Origin of the sequence: Neobacillus driksii (assembly GCF_013409995.1) — a bacterium.
Lineage (GTDB): Bacteria > Bacillota > Bacilli > Bacillales > Cytobacillaceae > Neobacillus > Neobacillus driksii.
On record NZ_JACCBX010000012.1, the window covers coordinates 25934 to 49050 of the forward strand.

15 protein-coding genes are annotated in these 23117 nt (G+C 37.9%); 13 read left to right on the top strand and 2 right to left on the bottom strand.

Going from position 1 to position 23117, the window contains the following annotated elements; translation table 11 throughout:
- Positions 1-14: 14 nt before the first annotated feature.
- A complete protein-coding gene (locus tag F4694_RS23615; protein ID WP_179602371.1) occupies positions 15-1478 on the bottom strand; it encodes a sulfatase family protein in 1464 nt (487 codons plus the stop codon).
- A 276-nt stretch (positions 1479-1754) separates the two neighbouring features.
- Between F4694_RS23615 and F4694_RS23620 the strand changes: the two genes are divergently transcribed.
- The 13 genes from F4694_RS23620 to F4694_RS23680 all read left to right on the top strand — a co-directional run bounded on the left by F4694_RS23620 (position 1755) and on the right by F4694_RS23680 (position 22043).
- Positions 1755-2726: a LacI family DNA-binding transcriptional regulator gene (locus F4694_RS23620; protein WP_179602372.1), complete on the top strand. Its 972-nt coding sequence runs from the start codon at positions 1755-1757 to the stop codon at positions 2724-2726.
- A gap of 8 nt (positions 2727-2734) precedes the next feature.
- On the top strand, positions 2735-5104 hold the full coding sequence (locus F4694_RS23625; RefSeq protein ID WP_218895813.1) for a beta-galactosidase: 2370 nt from the start codon (positions 2735-2737) through the stop codon (positions 5102-5104).
- A 106-nt stretch (positions 5105-5210) separates the two neighbouring features.
- Entirely contained in the window at positions 5211-6593 is a 1383-nt protein-coding gene (locus F4694_RS23630) for an ABC transporter substrate-binding protein (RefSeq protein WP_179602374.1), read from the top strand.
- 26 nt (positions 6594-6619) lie between these two features.
- Complete coding sequence (locus tag F4694_RS23635) at positions 6620-9571, top strand: extracellular solute-binding protein (RefSeq protein WP_218895814.1); 2952 nt, start codon at positions 6620-6622, stop codon at positions 9569-9571.
- Positions 9558-10448, top strand: coding sequence for a carbohydrate ABC transporter permease (locus F4694_RS23640; RefSeq protein ID WP_179602375.1), 891 nt, complete (start codon positions 9558-9560; stop codon positions 10446-10448). Before F4694_RS23635 ends, F4694_RS23640 begins: the two co-directional genes overlap by 14 nt.
- Before the next feature lie 18 nt (positions 10449-10466).
- Entirely contained in the window at positions 10467-11345 is an 879-nt protein-coding gene (locus F4694_RS23645; protein WP_179602376.1) for a carbohydrate ABC transporter permease, read from the top strand.
- Between the two features lie 17 nt (positions 11346-11362).
- The gene (locus F4694_RS23650) at positions 11363-13384 is read left to right on the top strand and encodes a YIP1 family protein (protein ID WP_179602377.1); all 2022 of its coding nucleotides are present in this window, start codon (positions 11363-11365) and stop codon (positions 13382-13384) included.
- On the top strand, positions 13377-15641 hold the full coding sequence (locus F4694_RS23655; RefSeq protein ID WP_179602378.1) for a DUF5696 domain-containing protein: 2265 nt from the start codon (positions 13377-13379) through the stop codon (positions 15639-15641). The genes F4694_RS23650 and F4694_RS23655 overlap by 8 nt, the downstream gene beginning before the upstream one ends.
- A 2-nt stretch (positions 15642-15643) precedes the next feature.
- Positions 15644-16504 carry a carbohydrate ABC transporter permease gene (locus F4694_RS23660; protein ID WP_308806600.1) on the top strand — a complete coding sequence of 287 codons (861 nt, stop codon included), beginning with the start codon at positions 15644-15646 and terminating at the stop codon, positions 16502-16504.
- A 16-nt stretch (positions 16505-16520) separates the two neighbouring features.
- On the top strand, positions 16521-17471 hold the full coding sequence (locus tag F4694_RS23665; RefSeq protein WP_308806601.1) for a carbohydrate ABC transporter permease: 951 nt from the start codon (positions 16521-16523) through the stop codon (positions 17469-17471).
- A gap of 70 nt (positions 17472-17541) precedes the next feature.
- On the top strand, positions 17542-19953 hold the full coding sequence (locus F4694_RS23670) for a beta-galactosidase (protein WP_179602379.1): 2412 nt from the start codon (positions 17542-17544) through the stop codon (positions 19951-19953).
- A 17-nt stretch (positions 19954-19970) separates the two neighbouring features.
- On the top strand, positions 19971-21236 hold the full coding sequence (locus F4694_RS23675; RefSeq protein WP_179602380.1) for a hypothetical protein: 1266 nt from the start codon (positions 19971-19973) through the stop codon (positions 21234-21236).
- A gap of 216 nt (positions 21237-21452) precedes the next feature.
- A complete protein-coding gene (locus F4694_RS23680) occupies positions 21453-22043 on the top strand; it encodes an ankyrin repeat domain-containing protein (RefSeq protein ID WP_374757445.1) in 591 nt (196 codons plus the stop codon).
- An 82-nt stretch (positions 22044-22125) separates the two neighbouring features.
- Here the strand turns inward: F4694_RS23680 and F4694_RS23685 are convergent, their stop codons facing one another.
- The gene (locus F4694_RS23685) at positions 22126-23097 is read right to left on the bottom strand and encodes a LacI family DNA-binding transcriptional regulator (protein ID WP_179602382.1); all 972 of its coding nucleotides are present in this window, start codon (positions 23095-23097) and stop codon (positions 22126-22128) included.
- Between the last annotated feature and the right edge of the window lie 20 nt (positions 23098-23117).

Below are 23117 nucleotides of genomic sequence, written 5' to 3' on the forward strand. Positions count from 1 at the left end.
TATTTAGAAGAATATTAGTTATTAAACTTCTCAGGTCGGTAACGGCGCTCTAATCTTTCTGCGGCAGCATGACGATTTTCTTTGCGAAGTTTATTCAAATATCCATCAAGGGCATAATCTCCTCTTGTATGGAATGGTCCACCCTCATGAATAACGTTCCACATTGGGTCAGATGGATATTCCGAAGATTTCAATTGTTCAGCGACCCATTGATCAAGTAGTCGCAATCCTTTACCGACGATATCAGGTCGTTCATCTACTAAATTCGTTGTCTCATGAGGATCAATTTCGATATCAAACAGCATCAATTCAGGGAATTCCTTCAATCCATCATGATAGGTACGAATTAACATCCAATTATCAAAACGTACTGCACGTTGACAAGCCCATGCCTGTTGACTAACGACAATATACTCACGTCCTGCCGATTCTCCATTTGTTAATGCAGGTAAAAAGCTGACACCATCCCATCTTTCGCTTACCTTACCGCCAACTAGTTCAGTGAACGTAGGGCCAAAGTCGATCTGATAGTGGAAGTCATCATCCACATGCCCTTGTTTAATACCAGGTCCTGCAACAATACATGGAATCCGGCTTGTGATGTGATCAGCGGTTTGATGATCTCCATACACATTCAGTTCACCTTGGTTTTCACCATGATCGGCTGAAATAATGATAATCGTTTCATTCAATATACCTTGTTCTTCAAGTGCATTTAATAGTTTTCCAACATGATCATCGACATGACGGATGGCTGTATCATACCCGTCAATCCATTTTTTGAAATCTTCACGAGAAGCGATTTCATCTGGAAGGCCAGGCCACTGTTTCACTTGTACTAAATCACGGGCCCCCATCGGTCCATAGCTTTCCCGATGCTTGGCAATTATTTCTTCCGTTAACCATTTAGGCGCGGGGTCATCCTTGAAAGGATTACCATATTCTGCAGGTGTGCGATACGGAGTATGCGGATCCCAGAAATTTAGATACAAGAACCAGTTTTCTTTTTCACTGCCTTTTTCCTTTATCCAGCGTACGGCTTCCTTTGCTACATCTCCTGCAGTTTCACCTGCATGTTTTCCTGTGTCGTGTACTTCAAGAAAACCTTCTGTTACGTGCCATGCAGCATGACGGCCTGGGAACGGGCTAATCATCGCTGTATGGAGACCTTTAAATCTTAATTTATCCACCCATGCTTGATACGGAGTATGGTGATGGTTAAAAGGTCGATTAGTACCAATCCTCCTCATGTCTCCTTCAGTTCCTCCATGATTTACTACACCATTATGTATACCATATCGAGAACTAAACAAGGCAGTTCGGGAAGGTGCACAAGGTGCATCTGATGCATAGTAATTGGTAAATCTTACTCCGCGTTCTGCAAGACTATCGATATTAGGTGAAGTATTGCGATGATATCCATAAACTCCTAAATGATCAGGCCTAAGCGAATCGACATCAATATAAAGAATTTTCATTTGATATTCTTCCTTTCTTAAATATATTTGTCTATTAATTAATGCGTGAAACAACGAAAAAGAGTAGATTTTTGTGACTTTTGTCATAATATGAATAATTTTTAAAAAAATTTTATTTTTTAATATTGAAAACGATTTCAAATAGAATTATAATAAATCCATTGAAACGTTTCAACAGAATTAGATTTGGTAGAATATATTTTTTTATCTATCTATTGAAACGTTACAAAAAAATTTAGTCTTTTTTTGAAACGTTTCAAAGAAGGGAGGATAGATGTGGTTAATTTAAAAGATGTAGCGAAGCGAGCGGGTGTAAGTGTTTCGACAGCCTCCTATTCAATAAATGGAAGCACATTAATCTCAGATGATACAAAAAAGAAAGTGTTAGATGCTGCGAAAGAAATTGGCTATCGCCCCAATGGCATGGCAAAAAATTTAAAAAAACAAAAGACTAATATTATTGGTTTGTTTTTGAGTGGTTTTTCTGGACCGTTTTTCACGGAAATGATGGAAGGCATCCAGGATGTGGTGATGAGTAAAGGATATGAACTTGTTGTGTGCGCATCTGCCGATAGACATCGGCTTCTTGTCGAAAGTTATGTGGATGGGGCAATCATTCTAAATTATCATATGGAAGATCATTTGCTAGAGTCCCTTGCAAATGAAAAGCTGCCAATTATCATGCTTGACCGAGAGCTAAAGGGTCCTTACATCAAAAATGTTTTGCTCCCAAATAAGAAAGGTTCTGCGATGATGGTTAATTATTTGATCTCAAAAGGCCACAAGAGGATTGGTTTTATCGCAGGGTCAATAGAATCGTATGATGGAGAATCTCGATTAGAAGGTTTTATTAAGGAGTTAAACAATCATAATATAAGCTTTTTAGAGCAGGACCTGCTTCGTGCGGAGTTCACAGAATTAAGCGGTCATTATCAGATGAGCAGCTATTTGGAAAAGATGGGCAATGATTTACCGACTGCAATGGTTTGTGCAAATGATGAGATGGCATTGGGTGCTATCAGAGCGATACAGGAAAATGGATTAAATGTGCCGGATGATATTGCAATAGTTGGATTCGATGATATTTACGCATCTCAAAATAACAATCCACCACTTACAACAATCAAAGTCCCGAGAAAACAATGGGGGACCATTGCGGCACAATCATTACTGCAAATGCTCGATAATCAATTTGACTTTGAACCGGAACAAATATTGGTTGAATTAATAAGCAGAACTTCAGGTTAACGAGGTGTATGATGATACTGATAAAGGATGAGAAAATATGCATTAATGGTAAGGATGTCCTCCTATTTGGCGGAGAGCTTCATTACTTCCGTGTACCGAAAAAGGAATGGAGAACCAGGATTCGTCAGGTGAAACAAGCAGGAGCAAACATGATTAGCACCTATGTTCCATGGATTTTTCATGAGATTGAGGAAGGTGTTATTGATCTAACAGGGGAGACAAGGCCAGAAAGAGATCTTCAAACATTTCTTCAACTCATTAGCGAGGAAGGGCTATATTGTCTTGTAAGACCAGGACCATATGTTATGGCAGAAGTTGTCGATCATGGTGTTCCAACATGGTTCATTGAAAATTATCCCGAAGCTGTAGCAAAAACAAATCAGGGAGAAAATCATCCTACTCGAGTGGTTAGTTATATGCATCCTGCTTTCTTAGAAAAATGTGAAAAATGGTATCAAGCGGTATGTGCCATTATCGAACCATTTCAGGTTTCAAACCATGGGCCAGTTATATTATTCCAACTTGATAATGAAGTAGGAATGTTCCATTGGGTAACCAATAAGCCTGATTACAATCAGGAAACGCTAGCACAATTCGAAGAATATCTAAGAAAACGTTATTCTCATGAAGAATTTGAAAAAACCTTTCGTATTCCCTTTGATGAAATAAATGAATTCGCTAGTTTAATGGTGAAAAAACCTGAATCGATTTATGCACATGCACTTCGAAATGAATTTGGATTATTTTTCCGTGAACATTACCGAATATTCATTGAGCATTTGAAGCATTCAGCGGAGGGCAAAGGGATTAACGTACCATTCGTGGTAAATATTCACGGTTTCCATACAATCGATCTGACAAAAAGAGGAACGATGTATCCTATAGGGATTTCTCAACTACTTGAAACTGCAAAAATTGAGAATGTCTTAATGGCTGGAGATTATTACATTGGCAATATTGAATACGATAACTACATTGATATTGTTCTGGCGAATGCCTTCACACGAGCGATTCAATGGAAAGAGCAGCCGTTATTTTCTGCAGAATTCCAGGGTGGAAGTATCCATGACAAGCCAAGGCTTCAACCGACCGCATTTGATTTAACAACAAGGCTGTGTATCGCTGATGGGATGAATGGTATCAACTATTACATGTTCGCTGGGGGAGAGAATTACGAAAACATAGGATTGTTTGGAAGACGTCATGAGTGGCAGGCACCTCTTTCAGCAAGTGGTGATAAAAGACCGCATTACTTCGTAATTCAGCACTTAGGTGAAATGATTAAAGCATATGAGAACACTCTCGTTAAGACAAAGCCAGTTGCCGACACTTCCATTGGGTTTTACCCCGATTATTACATGACTGAATTTTATGATGAGCATACCAAGAGCATGGTGGAAACCATTCAGCATGGAAGAGAGGCTTACTTATATAACGGTTTCGCAAAAGGACTAAGAACCAATAACATCATATTTGAAGGTATAAATGTAACGAGTGATGATGAGATTGATCCAGCAAAAGTTCCGACACTCTGGATGTTCACTACTAAATGGATGGATGAAAAGATTCAACAAAAACTTGTCACTTATTTAGAAAACGGTGGTCACCTGATTATGTTTCCTACCATCCCAGTTAAAACGATGAAAAATATTCCTTGTACCGTTTTGAAGGATTATATCGGTATCCATATTAAAGGACATAAATACCGTGGTTTTGCATGTATTGACGAGATTGATAATGTTCAAGTCGAATATATGGAAATGTATGAAATTGAAGATGGTGCCTTTGCATGGAGCGAGGATGAAGACCGAGACGTAATCGCTTTTGAAAAGCGACTTGGAAAAGGTAACTTGATTATGTTCGGAGTTGGCATGGATTTCAATTTTAATTACCAGTTTGACTGTGTTGCAAATCTTGCAGCAAGGTCTGGAATTAATAGTAGATTTTCACTGGAGGATGAACTGGATATCACTGTTCGGTCTGATACAGAGGGTGGGAAATTCTACTTCCTGAATAACTTTGATGAATACAAAAAGTTCACAACAGTGAATGATTCTGGACAAACCCTTTTCGGTGGAAAGAGGTTTGTTATTCCTCCAAAAGGCGGACTTATGCTGCCATATAACATTTCCTTGAGAGAGGATTTAACCATTTGTTATGGATCAGGAGAAATAAACAAAACGGAACAGGATAACGATAAGTTAGTACTTACCTTTAGAGTCACTCAAGCAGAAGAGGAATTTGTTTTTGAATCCTCTCAATGGATTCCATATGAAACTGATACAGCGTCTGTAGTGAAGTTGAATGGGAATCAATATAAAGTGGTGATTCAATCAAGGTTTGAAAGTGAAACCATCCTATTCCAACTAAAGCATTAATAGACAGGGTTACTGACTGCTGCAATAAAGGGATTAAGAACCATCACATGGTTCTATCTATAAAACTAGTAATTTATAAATCTTTTAAAAAAGAGGAGAGGTATTAATGAAAAAGTTTTTAGCGATTTTTGCAGTTTTAGCCCTACTTGTTTCTCTGGCAGCTTGTAGCAGCGCTACAGAAACAAGCGGTGAGAAATCTAAGGAGAAAGATAGTAAAAAAGAAGAAGTGATCCTTTCTTATGCAAACTGGAATTTAGGAACGGAAGAAGAGCAAAATCTAGAAAGGTTAATGATTAAAGCATTCGAAGAGAAATACCCGCATATCAAAGTTGAAATTAATGAAACAGTTAATACAAAAGATTGGAATGGAACATTAGCTACCGCGGCAAGCAGCGGCACAATGCCGGATTTATTTGCCTTACCGCAAATCCCGCTAGCACTATCTAATGATTGGTTACTAGATATATCGGAACTGGCTGCAAAGGATAAAGACTTTGCAAATATTCCTCAAATCGTTCAAGATTCTGCATCTTATAACGGTAAAATATACGCAGTGCCTTTTGGACAGCATTTTCTCGGTTACTTTGTAAACAAGGATTTATATAATGCAGCAAATTTAGATTATCCTGAATTTGGAACGCCTATTGAAGAATTCATTTCTGGAGTTAAAGAAGTTACAAATCTAAGCAAAGGTATTGCAGGTATAAACAATCCTTCAGCAGTAATTGATTGGTATCCTGCTGCTGTAAATACAGACATGGGTTGGTATACATTAAAAGATGGCCAATACTCATTAGATAGCACAGAGTTTATTAATGCGGTAAATCTAGCAAAAGAATTTAGTACAAACGGTTATGCATATGACACATTAACAGATGATCAAAAAGCGAATTTTAAAGGTAAAGATGGAAATGAAGTGTTCCTTCAAGGTGGACTCGCTATTAAGTGGGACGGAACATGGGCTGCTCCAGACTTAACTGAAAAAGCAACGTTCGACTGGGACTTCATTGGTCTTCCTGGCGGTGTAACAGCAGTAGCAAATGACTTTGTAGGGATTTCTAAATCAAGCAAACATACTGAAGAGGCATATCTTTTTGCTAAATGGATGTCATATGGTAAAGAAGGCTATTTGAAACGTTTAGAAATTGCCGACAAAGAAGGAATCGTTTTAAACACATTGCCAATCACCACTGATGAGGAAGTTCTTGATGAATTTTTTGCTTTGCTGGATGTACCTGGAATTCGTACAGCATATGACAACCTAGATAAGGCAATCATTGAACCTGTAAAAATGGTACCTGGATATGTTGATGCAAGATGGCAGGCACTTACTGGTGTTAAAGCTGGTGAAAAGGCTAATGCCACTACAGGGGAATTAGTGGATAGCTTTGTTAAAGGCGAACTTAAAGTTGAAGACTACGCAAAACAACTTGATCAATTAGCAGATCAAAAAAGTACTGAAGCGCAAGAAGCTTTAAAAAATAAGTAATCGAATGGTTTGAGGAGGTTGATAGTATGAAGTCTAGGATATTATTTTGGTCAGTTATTATACTGTTCTTCATCTTCCCACAAGGTTTTGCATCTGCTGAAAAAAATAACAGTGATAAAGGGCCGGCCGAAAATGTTGTAGAAGAACGCTATCATTCCGTCCTTGATAAGTGGAAAAAAGAAGGAATTAAGGGCACCTCAAAATTTGAGGTGTCGGTTCCTTCATCAATTGCCACTAATCTAGACAAACAGTATCTATTGCCGAAATCTGAAAGCAAAGGATATGGGGATAGTGTTTTCTATTGGCATAACCAGCAATCAATTTCCTATGAAATTGATGTACCTGAGGAAGGGTTATATGAACTTTCTTTTGATTATTATCCATTAGGCAATGGGGTTGTTCCAATAGAGGGCTCAATCCTGGTGAATGGTGAATTTCCTTTTTATGAAAGTAGACGAATTGTATTTCCGGTTACCTGGAAAAACAAAAAAAATACTTTTGATCAAGACAGATTTGGTAACGATATTATTCCTGAACAAATGACTGTCAAGAACTGGAGCAGTATCAAGGTCGAAGATGCAAGCCAACTTCAGCCTGAGCCATTAAAGTATGATTTGAAAAAGGGGAAAAACACAATTGAACTTTCCAACCTTCAGGGAGAAATGCTGGTTGGAAAATTAGAAGTCACCTCGCTCTCGAAGGCGCCTTCTTATAAAGAGTATTTAGAAAGAAATAAAAGTGAAAAGCTAGTTCATGATTTAATCATGAATGAAGCTGAAAGGAATTATACAAAGAACAGTTCCTACATAAGACCTTTTGCTTCTACTGATCCGTCATCCGTGCCAAGTAATCCTAAGAATTTATTATTAAACTCACTTGGTGGTGACTCTTGGAATACCAGCGGACAAGAAGTGAACTGGAACGTAAAAATCGAAAAAGATGGCTTTTACCAGCTGACCTTTAAAGTTCAACAGAATAAACAGACCGGAGCACCTGTCTTTAGAAAATTGTTAATAGACGGTGAGGTCCCTTTTTCTGAAGTGGCTCCTGTAACATTCGAATTTAATAAAAAATGGTCAAATGTTACGCTAAGTAACCAAGAGGGAGAACCATATTTATTCTATTTATCGAAGGGTGAACACCAAATCGGTCTGGAAGCGGATGCTTCACCAGTAGAAAGAGTAACAAATACAACAAATGAAGTTATGAAAGAAATTGAAGAGTTATCTCTTTCTATTAAAAAATTAACAGGAAACCAAACGGATCGTTCCCGCGGCTGGAAAATAAGTGAATTTATTCCGGATATTGAACAACGTGTGATTCAATGGGCTGAAACTCTTGAAAAAGAAAATGAGTATTTAAAGACTTTGAGTAAATCTGAAAAAAGTTCAAAAGAAATGGTTTCTCTACAAATGGCAGCTAAGAAACTAAGAACATTAAGTGAAGAACCAGATGAAATCCCAAATAGATTGACAGAACTTTCGGAAGGTTCTTCATCAGTAGCTCAATTGCTTGGAGACCTGCTGGTTGATTTACCAAAGCAGCCTTTACTGGTTGATCGCTTTTATATCCATGGAGAACAAGAATTGCCATCAGCAGAGATTGGTTTTTTTCAAAAAACGTGGGATGGAATTGAACGGTTTGTCCTGTCATTTTCAGCAGGAAATTATTCCGTATCAAATACCAATGATAAAGCCATAGAGGTCTGGGTGAACCAACCACGCCAATATGTAGAGCAAATCCAAAATCTAGCTGATCGAACCTTTACACCAGAAACAGGGATTCCTGTAAAGTTTTCTATCATGCCAGAAGAGCAAAAATTAATTTTGGCAAATGCTGCTAACAAACAGCCTGACGTTGCTCTTGGAATTAGTAACTGGCTGCCATACGAATTAGCTATCCGAGACGCTGCAGTAGATTTACATCAATTCGAAGACTTTGAGGCCTATAGTAAACAATTTTCTCCAGGAGCATTTTTACCTTTTATCATTGAGGATTCTGTATACGCTCTTCCGGAAACACAGGATTTCTATGTTCAGTTTTATCGAAAAGATATACTTGATGCTTTAAATCTTCCTGTACCGGATACCTGGGATGATGTTATTAGTATTTTGCCAGAGTTACAACGATTCGGAATGAATTACTACACACCTATTTCAGGAGCAGCAGGGTTTAAACCGTTCCAAGCAACAGCTCCATTCATTTATCAATTCCAGGGAGACCTTTATGAAAAGGATGGAATGAAGACTGCGATTGGCAGAGAAGAAGCCTTAAAAGGTATTCAATTCATGGCGGATCTTAATACCATCTATAGCTTACCTCTGCAGGTTCCAAACTTCTACAATCACTTTAGATATGGAACACTGCCTATTGGAATTGCAAACTTTACAACCTACATTCAATTGACATCAGCAGCACCTGAAATCGCCGGATGGTGGAATATCTCACCTTATCCTGGAGTGAAGCAGAAGGATGGAACGATAGAACGTTGGGCGACAGGTTCAGGTCGATCGGCAATGATATTTAAAGGTACAAAAGACCGTGAAAAATCATGGGAACTATTAAAATGGTGGATGTCAACTGAAACGCAAACAGAATTTGCTTCTAGTCTGCAAAACCTATATGGACCGGAATATATGTGGAATACGGCCAATCTTCAGGCGTTTAAAAATCTGCCTTGGCCTGAGGAACATAAAGATACGATTATTAAGCAGTGGGAATTTTTACAGGAAGTACCGAAAACACCTGGTACTTACATGATAGAACGTGAGTTAAGTAATATCTGGAATCGAATTGTTTTCGATGGAGAAAATACAAGATCTGCGGTTGATGACTCGATCATAGCCATTGATAGAGAGATGAGCCGCAAAATGGAGGAGTTTGGCTATATGAAAAACGGTAAAATGGTTAAGCCGTATCCAATTCCTACCATTGAACAAGTGGAAAGTTGGGCAGGCGAAGAAAATGACAAAAAATAAAAGAGATTTCAGTCAATGGTTTTTTCTTGGTCCATATATACTCTTTTTTACGGCTTTTATCGTGATTCCGGTTGGTGCAGGTATACTATTGTCCTTCACCTACTTCAATGCGATTGAGGCACCCACTTTTATTGGGTTAAGTAACTACGTGAGCCTATTAACTCAGGATGAAGTGTTTATGCAAAAGATTTTGCCAAATACTTTGACCTTTGCATTAATTGTTGGTCCAGGGGGATATATACTTTCATTTATCCTCGCCTGGTCTTTGGCACAGGTTCCAAAAAAAATAAGAACGGTGCTTGCTTTAATTATCTATTCACCTTCCATGACAGCCGGGGTTGCGATGGCAGTCGTATGGACCATTATCTTTAGTGGAGATCAAACGGGATATTTAAACAGTATGCTCATCACAATGGGAGTGCTGTTAGAGCCGATCCAGTGGCTTCAATCGCCTGAATATCTAATGAAAATTATGATTCTTGTTACTCTATGGGGCAGTATGGGGGTAGGATTTCTGGCGATGCTTTCTGGCGTCCTTAATATTAATAGTGAAATTTATGAAGCTGGTTATATTGATGGAATTAAGAATCGATTCCAAGAGGTAATCTACATTACCATTCCTTCAATGAAACCACAAATGCTGTTCGGTGCGGTTATGGCTGTAGTAGGAACATTTCAGGCTGGTGCTATTGGGGTTGCCCTTTCAGGAGCCAACCCTACACCACAGTATGCAGGTCAGCTGATGGTAAACCACTTAGAAGACTTTGGCTTCATCCGCTACGAAATGGGCTATGCGGCAGCGATATCGGTTGTGCTATTAATCGTTGTTTATGCATTCTCAAAAGTAGCTTGGAGGCTATTTGGAGAAAAGGATTAACAAGTAGGAGTGATTTGTATGTCAGCCTTTCATGGAACAAAAATGAATCCATCAAAGTTTCATAAAAGCCAGCTTAAGTTTTTTGTTTTTTTAATTCCGTTGGCAGTATTTATGGCTTTACCGATTGTTTATGTATTTTTCCATGCATTTAAACCAATTGATGAGCTGTTTGCCTACCCGCCGCGCTTTTTCGTCGAAAAGCCTACATGGCAAAATTTTGCTGACTTGTTTGGGCGGGCAAACGCTTCAGGGGTGCCAATGTCGCGGTACTTATTTAATAGTATTGTTATTACTCTAATAGTAGTCTTTTTAACTATTATTATTAGTACGATGGCTGGATACGCTTTATCAAAGAAAGAATTTAAATTAAAAAAGACAATCTTTGAGATTAATACGCTTGCGTTAATGTTTGTTCCTGCAGCAGTTGCAATCCCAAGATATTTAATAATAGATGAATTAGGATTAATTAATAACTTTTTAGTTCATATTCTTCCTTTGCTAGCTATGCCAATCGGACTGTTTCTAGTTAAGCAGTTTATCGATCAAATACCTAATGAACTAATCGAAGCAGCGAAATTAGATGGTGCATCGGATATACACATCTTTACAAAAATTATCATTCCACTAGTAAAGCCTGCTATAGCAACCATAGCGATATTATCGTTTCAGTTAGTTTGGAATAGTGTTGAAAGTTCGACACTTTATGTAAATGATGAAGGATTAAAAACCTTTTCTTTCTATATGTCGACACTAACTTCACAGGCTACGGGGAATGTTGTTGCCGGACAAGGCATGGCAGCAGCTGCATCATTAATCATGTTCGTTCCGAACTTAATTATTTTTATCGTACTTCAAAGTCAAGTTATGAATACAATGGCACATTCAGGTATTAAGTAACAGATAGGGGGAGGGACATGCAGCATTTCGTTAGAGTTATAGTATGCTTAGGTTTATTAATAATGCTTCCCTTACAATCAATTGCATTTGCTTCTGCTCCATATAAGACAGAAACATTATCATCTGATGGGGGATTAATTGAAACACAAACAGCATTTACACCTCTTGGTGAATTTTTATCAGGAGAAGAGGTGGTAAATCCTGAAGATATTTTCTCTGATACAAATGGTTTCATTTATATAGCCGATTCTGGAACAAAAAAAGTGATTGTGGCTGATGAAAACGGCAATATACAAGCACGAATTGGAGAAGGTGTACTTGAGAAACCAACAGGGGTTTTTGTTGACGATAATGGCGATATTTTTGTAGCAGACTATGCAAAGGAAAAGGTTTTCCGTTTTAATTCGATCGGAGAACTTAAAGGTGAATTCGGAAAACCGGATTCTCCGCTTTTCGGAAAAAGATCTCCTTATAAACCACAAAAGGTTGGTGTGGACCGCCGTGGAAATCTTTATGTAATTAGTGAAGGTTCAACAAATGGAATAATTCAGCTTAGTCAGGATGGTTCATTTTTAGGTTATTACGGTGTAAATAATACTGAGATTAGCTTTAAGTCAGTTATTCAGAACTTGCTTACTACGGAAACTCAAAAATCTAAAATGTTTATGAAAACTCCACCTGCCCCAGATAATATTGCACTCGATAAACAGGGACTTATATATTCTGTGACGGAAGGAACTGAAAATGAAGTAATCAAAAAACTAAATGTGGCCGGAAAGAATATGCTCGACCCGTTTATCTCTTGGGACTCAACCTATCAGGATATCACGGTTGATAAAGATGGGAACATTTTTACCTTAAATAGCACTGGTGAAATTCATGAATTTGATAGTTTCGGGAATTTGTTGTTTGTTTTTGGTGGAACAGATGATGGTTCAAACCGACTGGGATTATTTAAACAACCGACTGGAATTACAATTGACCAGAATGGCAAGCTTTATATAACTGATAAAGAACGCGGCATGATCACGGTTTTGGAGGCAACTGCTTTTGCAGGTCAAGTTCATAAAGGAATTGCATTATTTAAAGAAGGATTATATGTAGAAAGTCAACAATACTGGGAATCCGTTTTGGAATTAAACTCTTCCTTTGGACTAGCCCATACGGCAATGGGAAAATCCTATTATAAACAGCAAAACTACGAAAAAGCTTTAGAAGAATATAAATTTGCTGAGGATGTTTATGGATATTCAGATGCTTTCTGGGAAGTCAGACAAGCATGGATGCAAGAATACCTAAGTTCCGTTTTGCTCATATTAATCGGATTAATCGTAATTTATTATTTTATTGAATATCTTGATAAAAAGAGAAAAATATTAGATGTACCGAGAAACAAATGGAATGAATGGAAAACAAAAAAGCTTTTGTCAGAATTACTATTTTTATTTAAATTTTTTAAGCATCCGATTGACAGCTTTTATTATTTAAAACGGAAACAGTATGCTACTGTTTTGTCTGCAACGATTCTTTATATCATTTTATTTATTGAATATTTGATTGCAAAATTTCAAACAGGATTTATTTTCTCATACCATGGACTTGGCGAGAAAAGTTTGCTGGTGGAAATAGGAATTGTTTTTGTTCCGCTTCTACTATTTATATTGGTTAACTATATGGTAAGTACCATTAATGATGGAGAAGGAAGATTTAAGGATATATATATAGGGACAATCTATTCACTTGCTCCTTATCTTGTATTCATTATTCCTATTACCATCCTGTCTAATGTTCTGACGTATAATGAATCATTTATTTACATATTCTCAATCCGTATTATTTACGTCTGGTGTTTAATCATTTTGTTTATCATGATTCAGGAAATACACAATTACACCTTCTCAGAAACGGTACGGAATATTTTTGTTACTTTGTTTGGTATGGTCATCATGATTCTTGTTGTTTTCATCGTATTTGTTTTATTTGACCAAGTCTATGACTTTGTCTATTCCATCATGAAGGAGGTTATGATGCGTGTATAGGATACTACTAATAGCCCTTACCCTTACCCTTATGCTTTTGCCCATTCATGCAAATGCGGATTCGACTAAAAAATCAAATTCCGAACAACCTTCTGTACTAAATGAGAATGTTCATGATGAAATGAAATATAGTTCTGCTCAATTTACTAAACCAGAAGAAGCAAACGAGAAGCAAATGACACAATCACCATCTTTCGAAGGATTTGATAAGGCTGCGGAAAATGAGAACTTGATCCTTTATGTAAATAAAGAATCTCTCGCTTTAAAGATTCAGGATAAACAAACCAAATATGTCTGGAATACAGGAGTTGATAATCCTGATAACTATCGAATCAATAAAACGTGGGAAGAAATGATTCAGTCCGCCATTACAGTGGAATATGCTGATCGTAAAGGGAAGGTAAGAAGCGAGAGCATACTGACAAACAACTCCAAGCCTAAAATTGAAATGACCAAAAATGGCTTTACTGCCCAAGTGTTTATGAATCAGGCGAAAGTCCGTTTTCAATTAAATGTAGAATTAGAGAATGATAGTTTACAAGTTTCCATCCCAAAAGAAAAGATTGAAGAAAATAAGCGTACGAAGCTAATTTCTATTAAGATTTATCCGTTCCTAGGGTCAGTTAACCAGAATGATGTGAATGGATATATGTTTTTGCCTGATGGCAGTGGTGCTTTAGTTAGATATGAAAAAAGTGGAAAAAAAGCAGATACTCCATTTGTTGGCTCCATCTTTGGAAAAGATGAAAGTTTTAAGAAAACTGTAAAAGTCAATGAAAAGGTTTATCCAGTCCAACAAATCAAGATGCCTGTTTTCGGCGCTGTACATGGAGTAAAACAAAATGCTTTCCTAACAGTTATTGAAGAGGGATATACTTCTGGTGATATTGTGGCTTACCCCGCGGGGGTTTCAACTGATTTTAACTGGATATCTTCTCAGTTCCATTATCGCAATGAATATTACCAACCAACAAGTAAGAGCATGAATGGAATTAATGTATATCAAGAAAAAGCCAATAACTTCAATATTACACTCCGTTATATGTTTTTAAGAGATGCAGATGCTGATTATGTTGGCATGGCTAAACGATATCAAAAGTATTTAGAAGAAAAGGATCAATTGAAAAAACAAGATGACAAGGCTCAAGTACGACTTGAAATTCTTGGAGGTGAAGTAAAGGATGGATTAATTTGGGATTCAGTCATTCCGATGACAGAAATTAGCCAAATCCCACAATTCACCAAAGAATTGAAAAAAAATGATGTAGATAATATGTTTGTTGTTTATAAAGGCTGGTCAAAGGGTGGTTTAACAGGTACACTCCCTTCTAAATTTCCGATTGAGAAAAAGCTTGGAAATAAAGATGATGTACTAGATGCAACCGCTGCATTAAAAAAAGACAACATACCACTCTATTTTTATACTGACTATACAAAAGCATATGAGGGTGCATCTGGATATTCAGGAAGTAAGGATGTAGCTAAGAAAATTAGTTCAGAAACGATCTCACTTTTAGAAGGAAAAGAGAAGGTATTTTATCTTTCTCCTTTGAAATCTTTGGAGATGGCCAGGGATGACATTAAGAATTATAGCAAAAATGGAATATCCAATCTTGCGATAGATTCGACTGGTTTTACACTGTTTTCAGATTATAATAAGAGTTCATCTTCGGATCGTATGAAAACAATAGATACCTATAATAAACTTATTCATGAATTTAACAAAAAGATGGGAAATGTTGCTCTATATGAGCCGAATGTATATACATGGAAACAGACAAATCGTTATTTGGATATTCCAATGTATTCATCGAACTATGTTTTTGAAACAGATACGGTCCCTTTCTTACAGATCGTCTTAAAGGGGTATATCCCTTACTTCGCACCATTTTCAAATTTCAATGCTAATCCATCTGAGGATGTGCTAAGGATGATTGAATATGGAACATATCCGTCTTTCTTATTAACCGATCAACCGTCTCATTTATTGAAGGAAACACCATCTAATGGTGTCTATACTTCTGAATTTAATCTTTGGAAGGATGAAATTGTTGAACAATATAAAATGGTTGAAGAAAGTCTTGGACAAGTAGAAGGTGCAACAATTACAGCAAGGGAAATTCCGAAAGCTGGAGTTGTGGAAGTTACTTATTCCAACGGAAAAATGATCATTGTGAATTATACAGACTCGCCATATAGTGCACATGGAACTCAGGTGCAGGCACTAGACTTTGCTGTGATTGAGAGGGGGGAATAGCGGTGAAAGGGTTAAAGACAAAAAATAGTTTAGTAGGACTGTTATTTGTATCACCATGGATAATAGGGTTTGCAATTTTTACCGCTTTTCCTCTATTATATTCTTTATTTTTAAGCTTTCAAAAAGTGAAGATTACTACAAGTGGAATTCAAACTGAGTTTATTAGATTTGAAAACTTTCAATATGCCTTTGTTGTCGATGCGATTTATACTGAACGATTAACGAAGTACCTTGAGGAAATGATTATCTCTGTTCCAATTATCATTGTATTTTCATTGATCATTGCTCTGCTTCTTAATCAGAGGATTAAATTCCGAGGAATGTTTCGAACTATTTTTTTCCTCCCGGTTATTATTGCCAGCGGTCCAGTAATGAAGGAACTTATCGATCAGGGAATAACGACCATACCAACGATAGAGAAATATGCAATCTACCAAGCACTCACTGAAAGTCCGGATGGTTTTTTGAATGGGATCCTTTTGTATCTTATTAAAAATTTGATCATGATTCTTTGGTTTTCTGGAGTACAAATACTAATTTTTATTGCAGCATTACAAAAGATGGATAAGCAAATCTATGAAGCTGCGAAAATTGATGGAGCCTCAAATTGGGAATCATTTTGGAAGGTGACATTGCCAAGTTTATTCCCAATGATTATTGTAAACACCATTTATACAATTGTTATGTATTCGATGTTTTCTTTGAATCCGATTATTGAGCATATCCAGACAAATATGTTTAAAGTTGATACTGGTTTTGGATATGCATCGGCACTATCCTGGATTTACTTTCTCATAATTGCACTAGCGCTCGCTTTAAGTGTAGGAGCAATGACGTTAAAGGGGAAGAAAAATTACAATTAAAAAGGAAGGGTTCAAAGTGCAAAACTCAAAAACGCAGCAGCTTGATAAATATTATTTAAAATCAAAACGGTTTTTTCTTGGAATGCAAGGGACTGACGGCTTGCTCTTTAAAGTCCTGGTCTATGGATTGTTGGTAGGAATTGGGTTTGTGTATTTGTTTCCTGTAATTTATATGGGGATATTTAGTTTTAAAAGTCTGGATGATCTTTTAAATCCAATGATCAATTGGATCCCAACCCAATTTTATTTAGATAATTACACCAAAGCTAATCATGTACTTAATTTCTTTTCAACACTTATGGAAACGTTGTATGTGACGGTTCTTCCTGCTATAGCACAGACAGCTGTTGCAGCGGTTATTGGCTATGGATTAGCTAGATTTGAATTCCGTGGGAAAAAGGTTCTTTTTGTTCTAGTCCTAGCAACTTTTATTATTCCTCCTCAAGTCACGATGATTCCAAGATATATATTTTTTAATGAATTGAATATCCTTGGAAGTCTGAAGGCATTTATGCTTCCAGCGGCTTTTGGACAAGGATTGAATAGTGCTATCTTTATCCTGATTTTTTATCAGTTTTTTAGAATGGTACCTAAAGCACTTGAGGAAGCTGCTCAAATTGATGGTGCAGGTCATTTTCGAATATTCTTTACCATTGCTCTTCCAATGGCGGTTCCAGCCATCATTATTTCATTTCTATTTTCGTTTGTATGGTATTGGAATGAAACATATCTTGCCGCGATTTATTTTGGTGATGCCCTTACCACTTTGCCGCTGCAGCTGCAAAAGTTTGTTGCAACCTATGAGAAAATGTTCCCAGCAGAAATGGGGCTAGAGGGGAATCAACTGAACGAAGGAATTAAGATGGCAGGGACCATTTTATCAATCCTTCCTTTACTAATTGTTTATTTTATTACTCAACGCTGGTTTGTTGAAGGAGTAGACCGTTCCGGTATTACAGGTGAATAAAAATAAAGGGTGGTTTTACCACCCTTTATAATTGTTATAAAACGAAAATAGAAGAAAGGAAGGGTACGTTATGATTGAAATTAAAAATAAACAAATCATTATCGATGGTAAGCCCCAAATCATTATGTGTGGAGAAATTCATTACTACCGCCTTGACCGAAATGATTGGCAGGACAGGATTGATAAATTAAAACTTTCTGGCTGTAATGCTGTTGCGACTTATGTTCCGTGGCTCCTTCATGAACCAGTAGAAGGGGAAGTAGATTTACATGGGAAAACACGCCCAGAGTTAGATTTAGAAGGATTTATAGATCTTTGCGAGAAAAACGATTTATACTTTTTTGTCAGGCCTGGTCCATTTATTATGGCTGAAATGAAAAATGAAGGAATACCATACTGGGTTTATGATAAACATCCAGAAATCATTCCGATTTGTTGGAATAAAAATCCTGCTACAACGCCAACCCTAGACTACAATGCTCCTGGATTTTTAAAAGAGGTTCGTAATTGGTATGAGGCTCTTATGAAAATCGTCACACCTAGATTACATACAAACGGGGGTAACATCATTGCATTCCAGCTTGATAATGAAATTGGGATGCTTTCTTGGGTAAGTAATTGTCCAGATTTAACCGATTTTGTTATTGATGAGTTTTCGAATTGGTTATTGATTCGATACGATGAAGAGACACTTACTTCACGATACCCTTTTAATCTAAATGAAAAAGAAGAAAGAAACAATGCAATCCGATCACCTAAAGAAGAGTATGCGGCTGAATTAATGAAGGATCTCGGTTACTATATGAGACACCGTTTTGCTCAATATGTAGATACTCTTAGAGGCTTTGCAGAAGAATTTGGTGTGAAAGACATCCCATTTGTCGTTAATATTCATGGAACTGGCGCTGGCCGTGGCTATACTTTTCCAATTGGCATAAGCCAGCTATATGAATCCTACACACAAGCACCTGGATATTTATCAGGATCTGATATTTATTTTGGTGATCTAGATATCGTAACCTTCCAAGACTTATATATCATCAACGGTTTCATGGATGCGGTTCATAACCCTGATCAGCCATTGACTTCAGTGGAATTCAACTGTGGAGATGGTAATTTTGGTAATAACTTAGGTTCAAGATATGACGTATCTGCTGCAGATTTTAAAACGAGAATGTGCATCGCTCAAGGAAATCGCTTGATAAACTATTATTTGTTAACGGGTGGCAGAAATTATCGTCTTGATCAAAAAGTAGGAGACGGCAACGATCGAATCGCAAGCACAGGAGAACGCCATGGATTTGCTGCGCCTGTCAGCCCTGAAGGAGAGCTGAATTATACCTTCCCTCGTATGGCGAGAGCGATCAAAACAATGATGGCCGTTTCAGAAAAGATAGCATCGATGGATGAAGAACGCGATGATGTAGCATTTGCGTTTATTCCGGACTATTACATGACAGAGTACCATTATCCACATAGTGAAAAAATGAGAGAAATTCTTTCAAACATTGAAGCCCATCGTAATAGAGGGGCATGGGAGATAATGGGTAAATCAATGCTTCTTTCAGGCTATCGTTTCGGATCAGTTGATATTCAGAACAAGCCTTTATCAGCTAGTGAAACTCCTGTATTAGCACTACCTTCCGCAAGGTACATGGATAGTGGAATCCAAAGAAAGCTTGTGGATTATATGTATGAAGGCGGCGGTATTTTCTTATATGGAGAAGTACCTCAGTTTGATATGGAAGGTAAAGAATGCACAATCCTTGCAGATGCTTTTGGGGTAAAACCAAAAGAAATCTTTAGAGACTCACATAGGAATTTTTTATCGATCTATGCCGAGAACTGGGCTGCACCTCGTCCAGAAGTAAGGAGTCATTTTGCACAAACATTTGAAAACAGTCATGCTGTGCCGTTACTGAAGGTTTATGGAAATGGTGAAGTTTGTTCATTCGATGTGACAGTCGGTGATGGACGTGCAATCGTAATGGCCACTGCCTATTCATGTGATATCGCATTCTTTAAAGAAGGCTTTGAAAAACTTGGTGCAAAAGCGAAGCTCACCCATGATTGTAAGGAACATGGAATCTTTATGACATCCACTTCAAATCATGAAGGTGAGAGATTTATCCATATATTAAATCTTGATGGTTTTGATAAAGAACTGAAAATTTATGATAAGGGCGAAGCTTTATTTGGCGGTAAGTCGATTACTCTTCAAAGTAAAGATGGAGTAATGTTACCTGTCAATCTATTAATAAATGAAGGTAAGATTGTCTACTCCACAGCTGAAATTACAAAATTTACTGAAAATGCTATTCAGTTCCGTTTAACGCAAAGTCAGGATGTTATTGCTTTTGAAACCACCAAGGAAATTGCACCTAATGAGTACTACTCCATTGTGAAATTAGGAGAATTAACTCTGGTTAATAGTCATAAGCACGCAAAGGTTGATGACGCTCTAACCATCTATTTCAAGTAAGTGAAAGGAGATATGTAATGACTTTAGTTACAGAATTTTATAAGGAACTCCCAGTTAATGTAAAGGACTTTTTCGATCGACAGTATCATGATTCGTATGCGTTGTTTGAAGCTTGCCGTCACCCAAGAACAGGTTTATATGCTGATGCCTATATGACCTTCGATGAAAATCCTGATTACCGATGCTCGATTGCTGCTACAGGGGTTGGACTAATTAGTCTCGCTGTAGCGGAGATGGAAGGATGGGATGAGGAAGCCGCAGAAAAGGCATTGCTTACATTGCGGGCTTGTCTTGGTGAGGTGGAAGGTTGCCAAATAACACGCGACTCTTCAACTGGATTTTTTGCACATTTCGTTGATATGGAAACAGGTGCAAACCTCCATTCGGAGATATCAACAATTGATACTTCATTGTTAGTTGCTGGGGCACTTTTTGCTGGACAGCACTTTAAGGATAAGGCTCCTCAGATTGGTGATTTGGCTCAGAAGCTTTTACAATCAATCAACTGGCGTGTTGTTGTGAATGATAAAGAGAAGGGTGTCATCAATATGGTGGTGAAGGATGGTAAAGGTACTCTTCCACTTCCTGCCTACAATGAGTATGTCATGGTTTCATATCTTGCATTATTGTGTCAGCCTGAAGACCAAGATATCCAAGATTTATGGAATAATAATTTCGCGGAAGAGCAAATCAGTCATTTACCGCAAATCCATTATCGTGATATACCTGTTCTTACGGATCATGATGCAAAAGCATTCTTGTCATCCTTTGTACATCAATTTCCATTTTATCTTGTCCCAGAATATGCAACAAGTCCGACATACCGAGAGTTCTATAAGAATGCTTGTATGGCTGATCGCTTAAAATGGAAGGAATTAAGTGATGTTGCATCCTATGTATGGGGATACGGAGCCGGTCCGAATGACGGATTACATGGAGGATACCGTGCCGATAAAATTAATGATTCACCACATGATATTGCTTCCGCTTACATTGTAGCTGGGTTCTTGCCTGTATACCCTGCTGGAATTTATGACTTATATGCCTTATATCGTCTTCATATTCCCTATGATGTCTATACCAATCTAGAAGATAAAGAGGATGAAATGAAGTTTAGAGCAGCTTACAAGTATGGATTACATCGATACTCATGGTGGCATCTTGAACAGCCAAATCGTTGGTACCCAACGAAGGTTACGCTTATTGACTGGAGTTCAATGCTTTATGGGTTAACTGCCTTTAAACGAGGTATGTCCTTCTTTACGGAGCGACTTGTAAAATAAGTTAAAGGCACTCGTATACGATCAGATTTTTAAAAAGTGGAAGGAGAGATAGACATGGACTTTATTTTTGAGGATGAGATGCTGGCAGTTGAAGTTGTCAAGGCAATACATACGGGTGATGTCCTATCGTTGAAACGTCTACTTGCTGAAAATCCTGGTTTAGTAACAGCGAGAATTATAGGAAGAGATTATGTTGAAAAGTGTAACAACTTTGGAATGTCACGCACTCTGATCCATATTGTAACCGACTGGCCTGGTCACTTTCCCAACGGCGCGGCGACAGTGAATATGTTGGTTGAGGCAGGTGCTGATGTAAACGCTAGGTTCACCGGTCCACACACCGAGACACCACTTCATTGGGCTGCCAGCAGTGATGACATCGAAGTGATTGACGCTCTTCTTGATGCGGGTGCCGACATTGAGGCTCCTGGAGCAGTCATCGCCAGTGGTACGCCGTTAGATGATGCAGTAGCATTCGGGCAGTGGAATGCAGCACGCAGACTTGTCGAACGCGGGGCACAGACTAAGCTTTGGCACGATGCTGCGCTCGGATTATTGGATCACTTGAAAGAAAGCTTCATAGGCAGTACAGTACCGACTCCCGACGAGATTACCAAGGCCTTTTGGTGTGCGTGTTACGGAGGGCAGAAGAGTACAGCGGAATACCTCCTCGAGCATGATGCTGACATAAATTGGATTGGCTACGACAAGCTTCCCCCCCTAGATACTGCACGTCGTAGTAATGACTGTGAACTAGTTGAGTGGCTGCGGAGCCGGGGTGCTCTTTCCGCAGGTGACCTAGGATGATTAATTCGGTAGTTTTTCAATACAGTAAAGGTTTCTTCATCTAAAAAGAAGCAGGAACGCCAATTGGCGTTCCTGCTTTCCTTTAATTATGACCGTAACTGTTGCCTTTGGCTGACTCGCCTTCAAATAAAGTGACAAATATCTGTATGTTATCAAAGGGGTGATTCTCAATTAGTTTTAATAATTGCTCAGAAGCCAAAGCACCCCATTCTTGTTTTGAATAATCAATCGTTGTCAGACGCGGCTGTAAATACTGGGAAACCTCAATGTTATCAAATCCAATAATATGGAAGTGTTCACCGACACGATAGGGGGTCTTTGCTAAATAATTGTACATCCCAATTGCCATTTCATCATTTAAACAAAAAACTGCAACTGGATGTTTATAGTCACGAACCAATTTCTCGGCTGCTAGTTCGCCTGAGGATTTTGTGAAATCACCATCCATTTCAATTATGGTTAAATCTTTTCCTATTTCCCTAGCAGAATATAGACGTTGGTTGGAATCGTAAGATCCCTCGGGGCCTGTTAGGATAATAATTTCTGAAAAGCCTTTTTCAACTAAGTGTTGAATGGCTAATTGAGCGCCGCCTTTATTATCAAGCAGCACTTGCTTGATAGCTGGGTGATTTATTTCTCGATCAAGTACAACTAATTTATTCCCAAGGTCTGCATATCTAATTAGTTCTTCGTTGGAAAACGTTTCATCCAAAATAATGGCTCCATCAATCATACGTTCTGGCAGAAATCGGTGGGATTGTTCACCGCTGCAGACAATTAAATCATAACCATTCTGAGAAAGAGTTTCTCTCATACCTTTAAGGAGTTGCCCATAAAAAGCCCCGCTAAATTCTGTTAAATATACACCGATTATTTTTGTTTGCCTCTTCTTAAGTGATCTTGCAGCTGCATTAGGGATGTAGTTCAACTCTTTTGCAATTGCTAAAATTCTCTCCGAAGTTTCTTTTGTTACCTTTGAGCTTCCATTTAGTGCGTAGGAAACTGTTGAAATGGAAACACCAGCTATTTTTGCGATATCCTTTATACTGACCATAACTTGTTCTCCTAACGTTC

Coding starts and splice junctions, on each gene's coding strand:
- F4694_RS23615 (WP_179602371.1), bottom strand. CDS start 1,478: ATGAAAATTCTTTATATTGATGTCGATTCGCTTAGGCCTGATCATTTA.
- F4694_RS23625 (WP_218895813.1), top strand. CDS start 2,735: ATGATGATACTGATAAAGGATGAGAAAATATGCATTAATGGTAAGGAT.
- F4694_RS23630 (WP_179602374.1), top strand. CDS start 5,211: ATGAAAAAGTTTTTAGCGATTTTTGCAGTTTTAGCCCTACTTGTTTCT.
- F4694_RS23635 (WP_218895814.1), top strand. CDS start 6,620: ATGAAGTCTAGGATATTATTTTGGTCAGTTATTATACTGTTCTTCATC.
- F4694_RS23640 (WP_179602375.1), top strand. CDS start 9,558: ATGACAAAAAATAAAAGAGATTTCAGTCAATGGTTTTTTCTTGGTCCA.
- F4694_RS23645 (WP_179602376.1), top strand. CDS start 10,467: ATGTCAGCCTTTCATGGAACAAAAATGAATCCATCAAAGTTTCATAAA.
- F4694_RS23650 (WP_179602377.1), top strand. CDS start 11,363: ATGCAGCATTTCGTTAGAGTTATAGTATGCTTAGGTTTATTAATAATG.
- F4694_RS23670 (WP_179602379.1), top strand. CDS start 17,542: ATGATTGAAATTAAAAATAAACAAATCATTATCGATGGTAAGCCCCAA.
- F4694_RS23675 (WP_179602380.1), top strand. CDS start 19,971: ATGACTTTAGTTACAGAATTTTATAAGGAACTCCCAGTTAATGTAAAG.
- F4694_RS23680 (WP_374757445.1), top strand. CDS start 21,453: ATGTCACGCACTCTGATCCATATTGTAACCGACTGGCCTGGTCACTTT.
- F4694_RS23685 (WP_179602382.1), bottom strand. CDS start 23,097: ATGGTCAGTATAAAGGATATCGCAAAAATAGCTGGTGTTTCCATTTCA.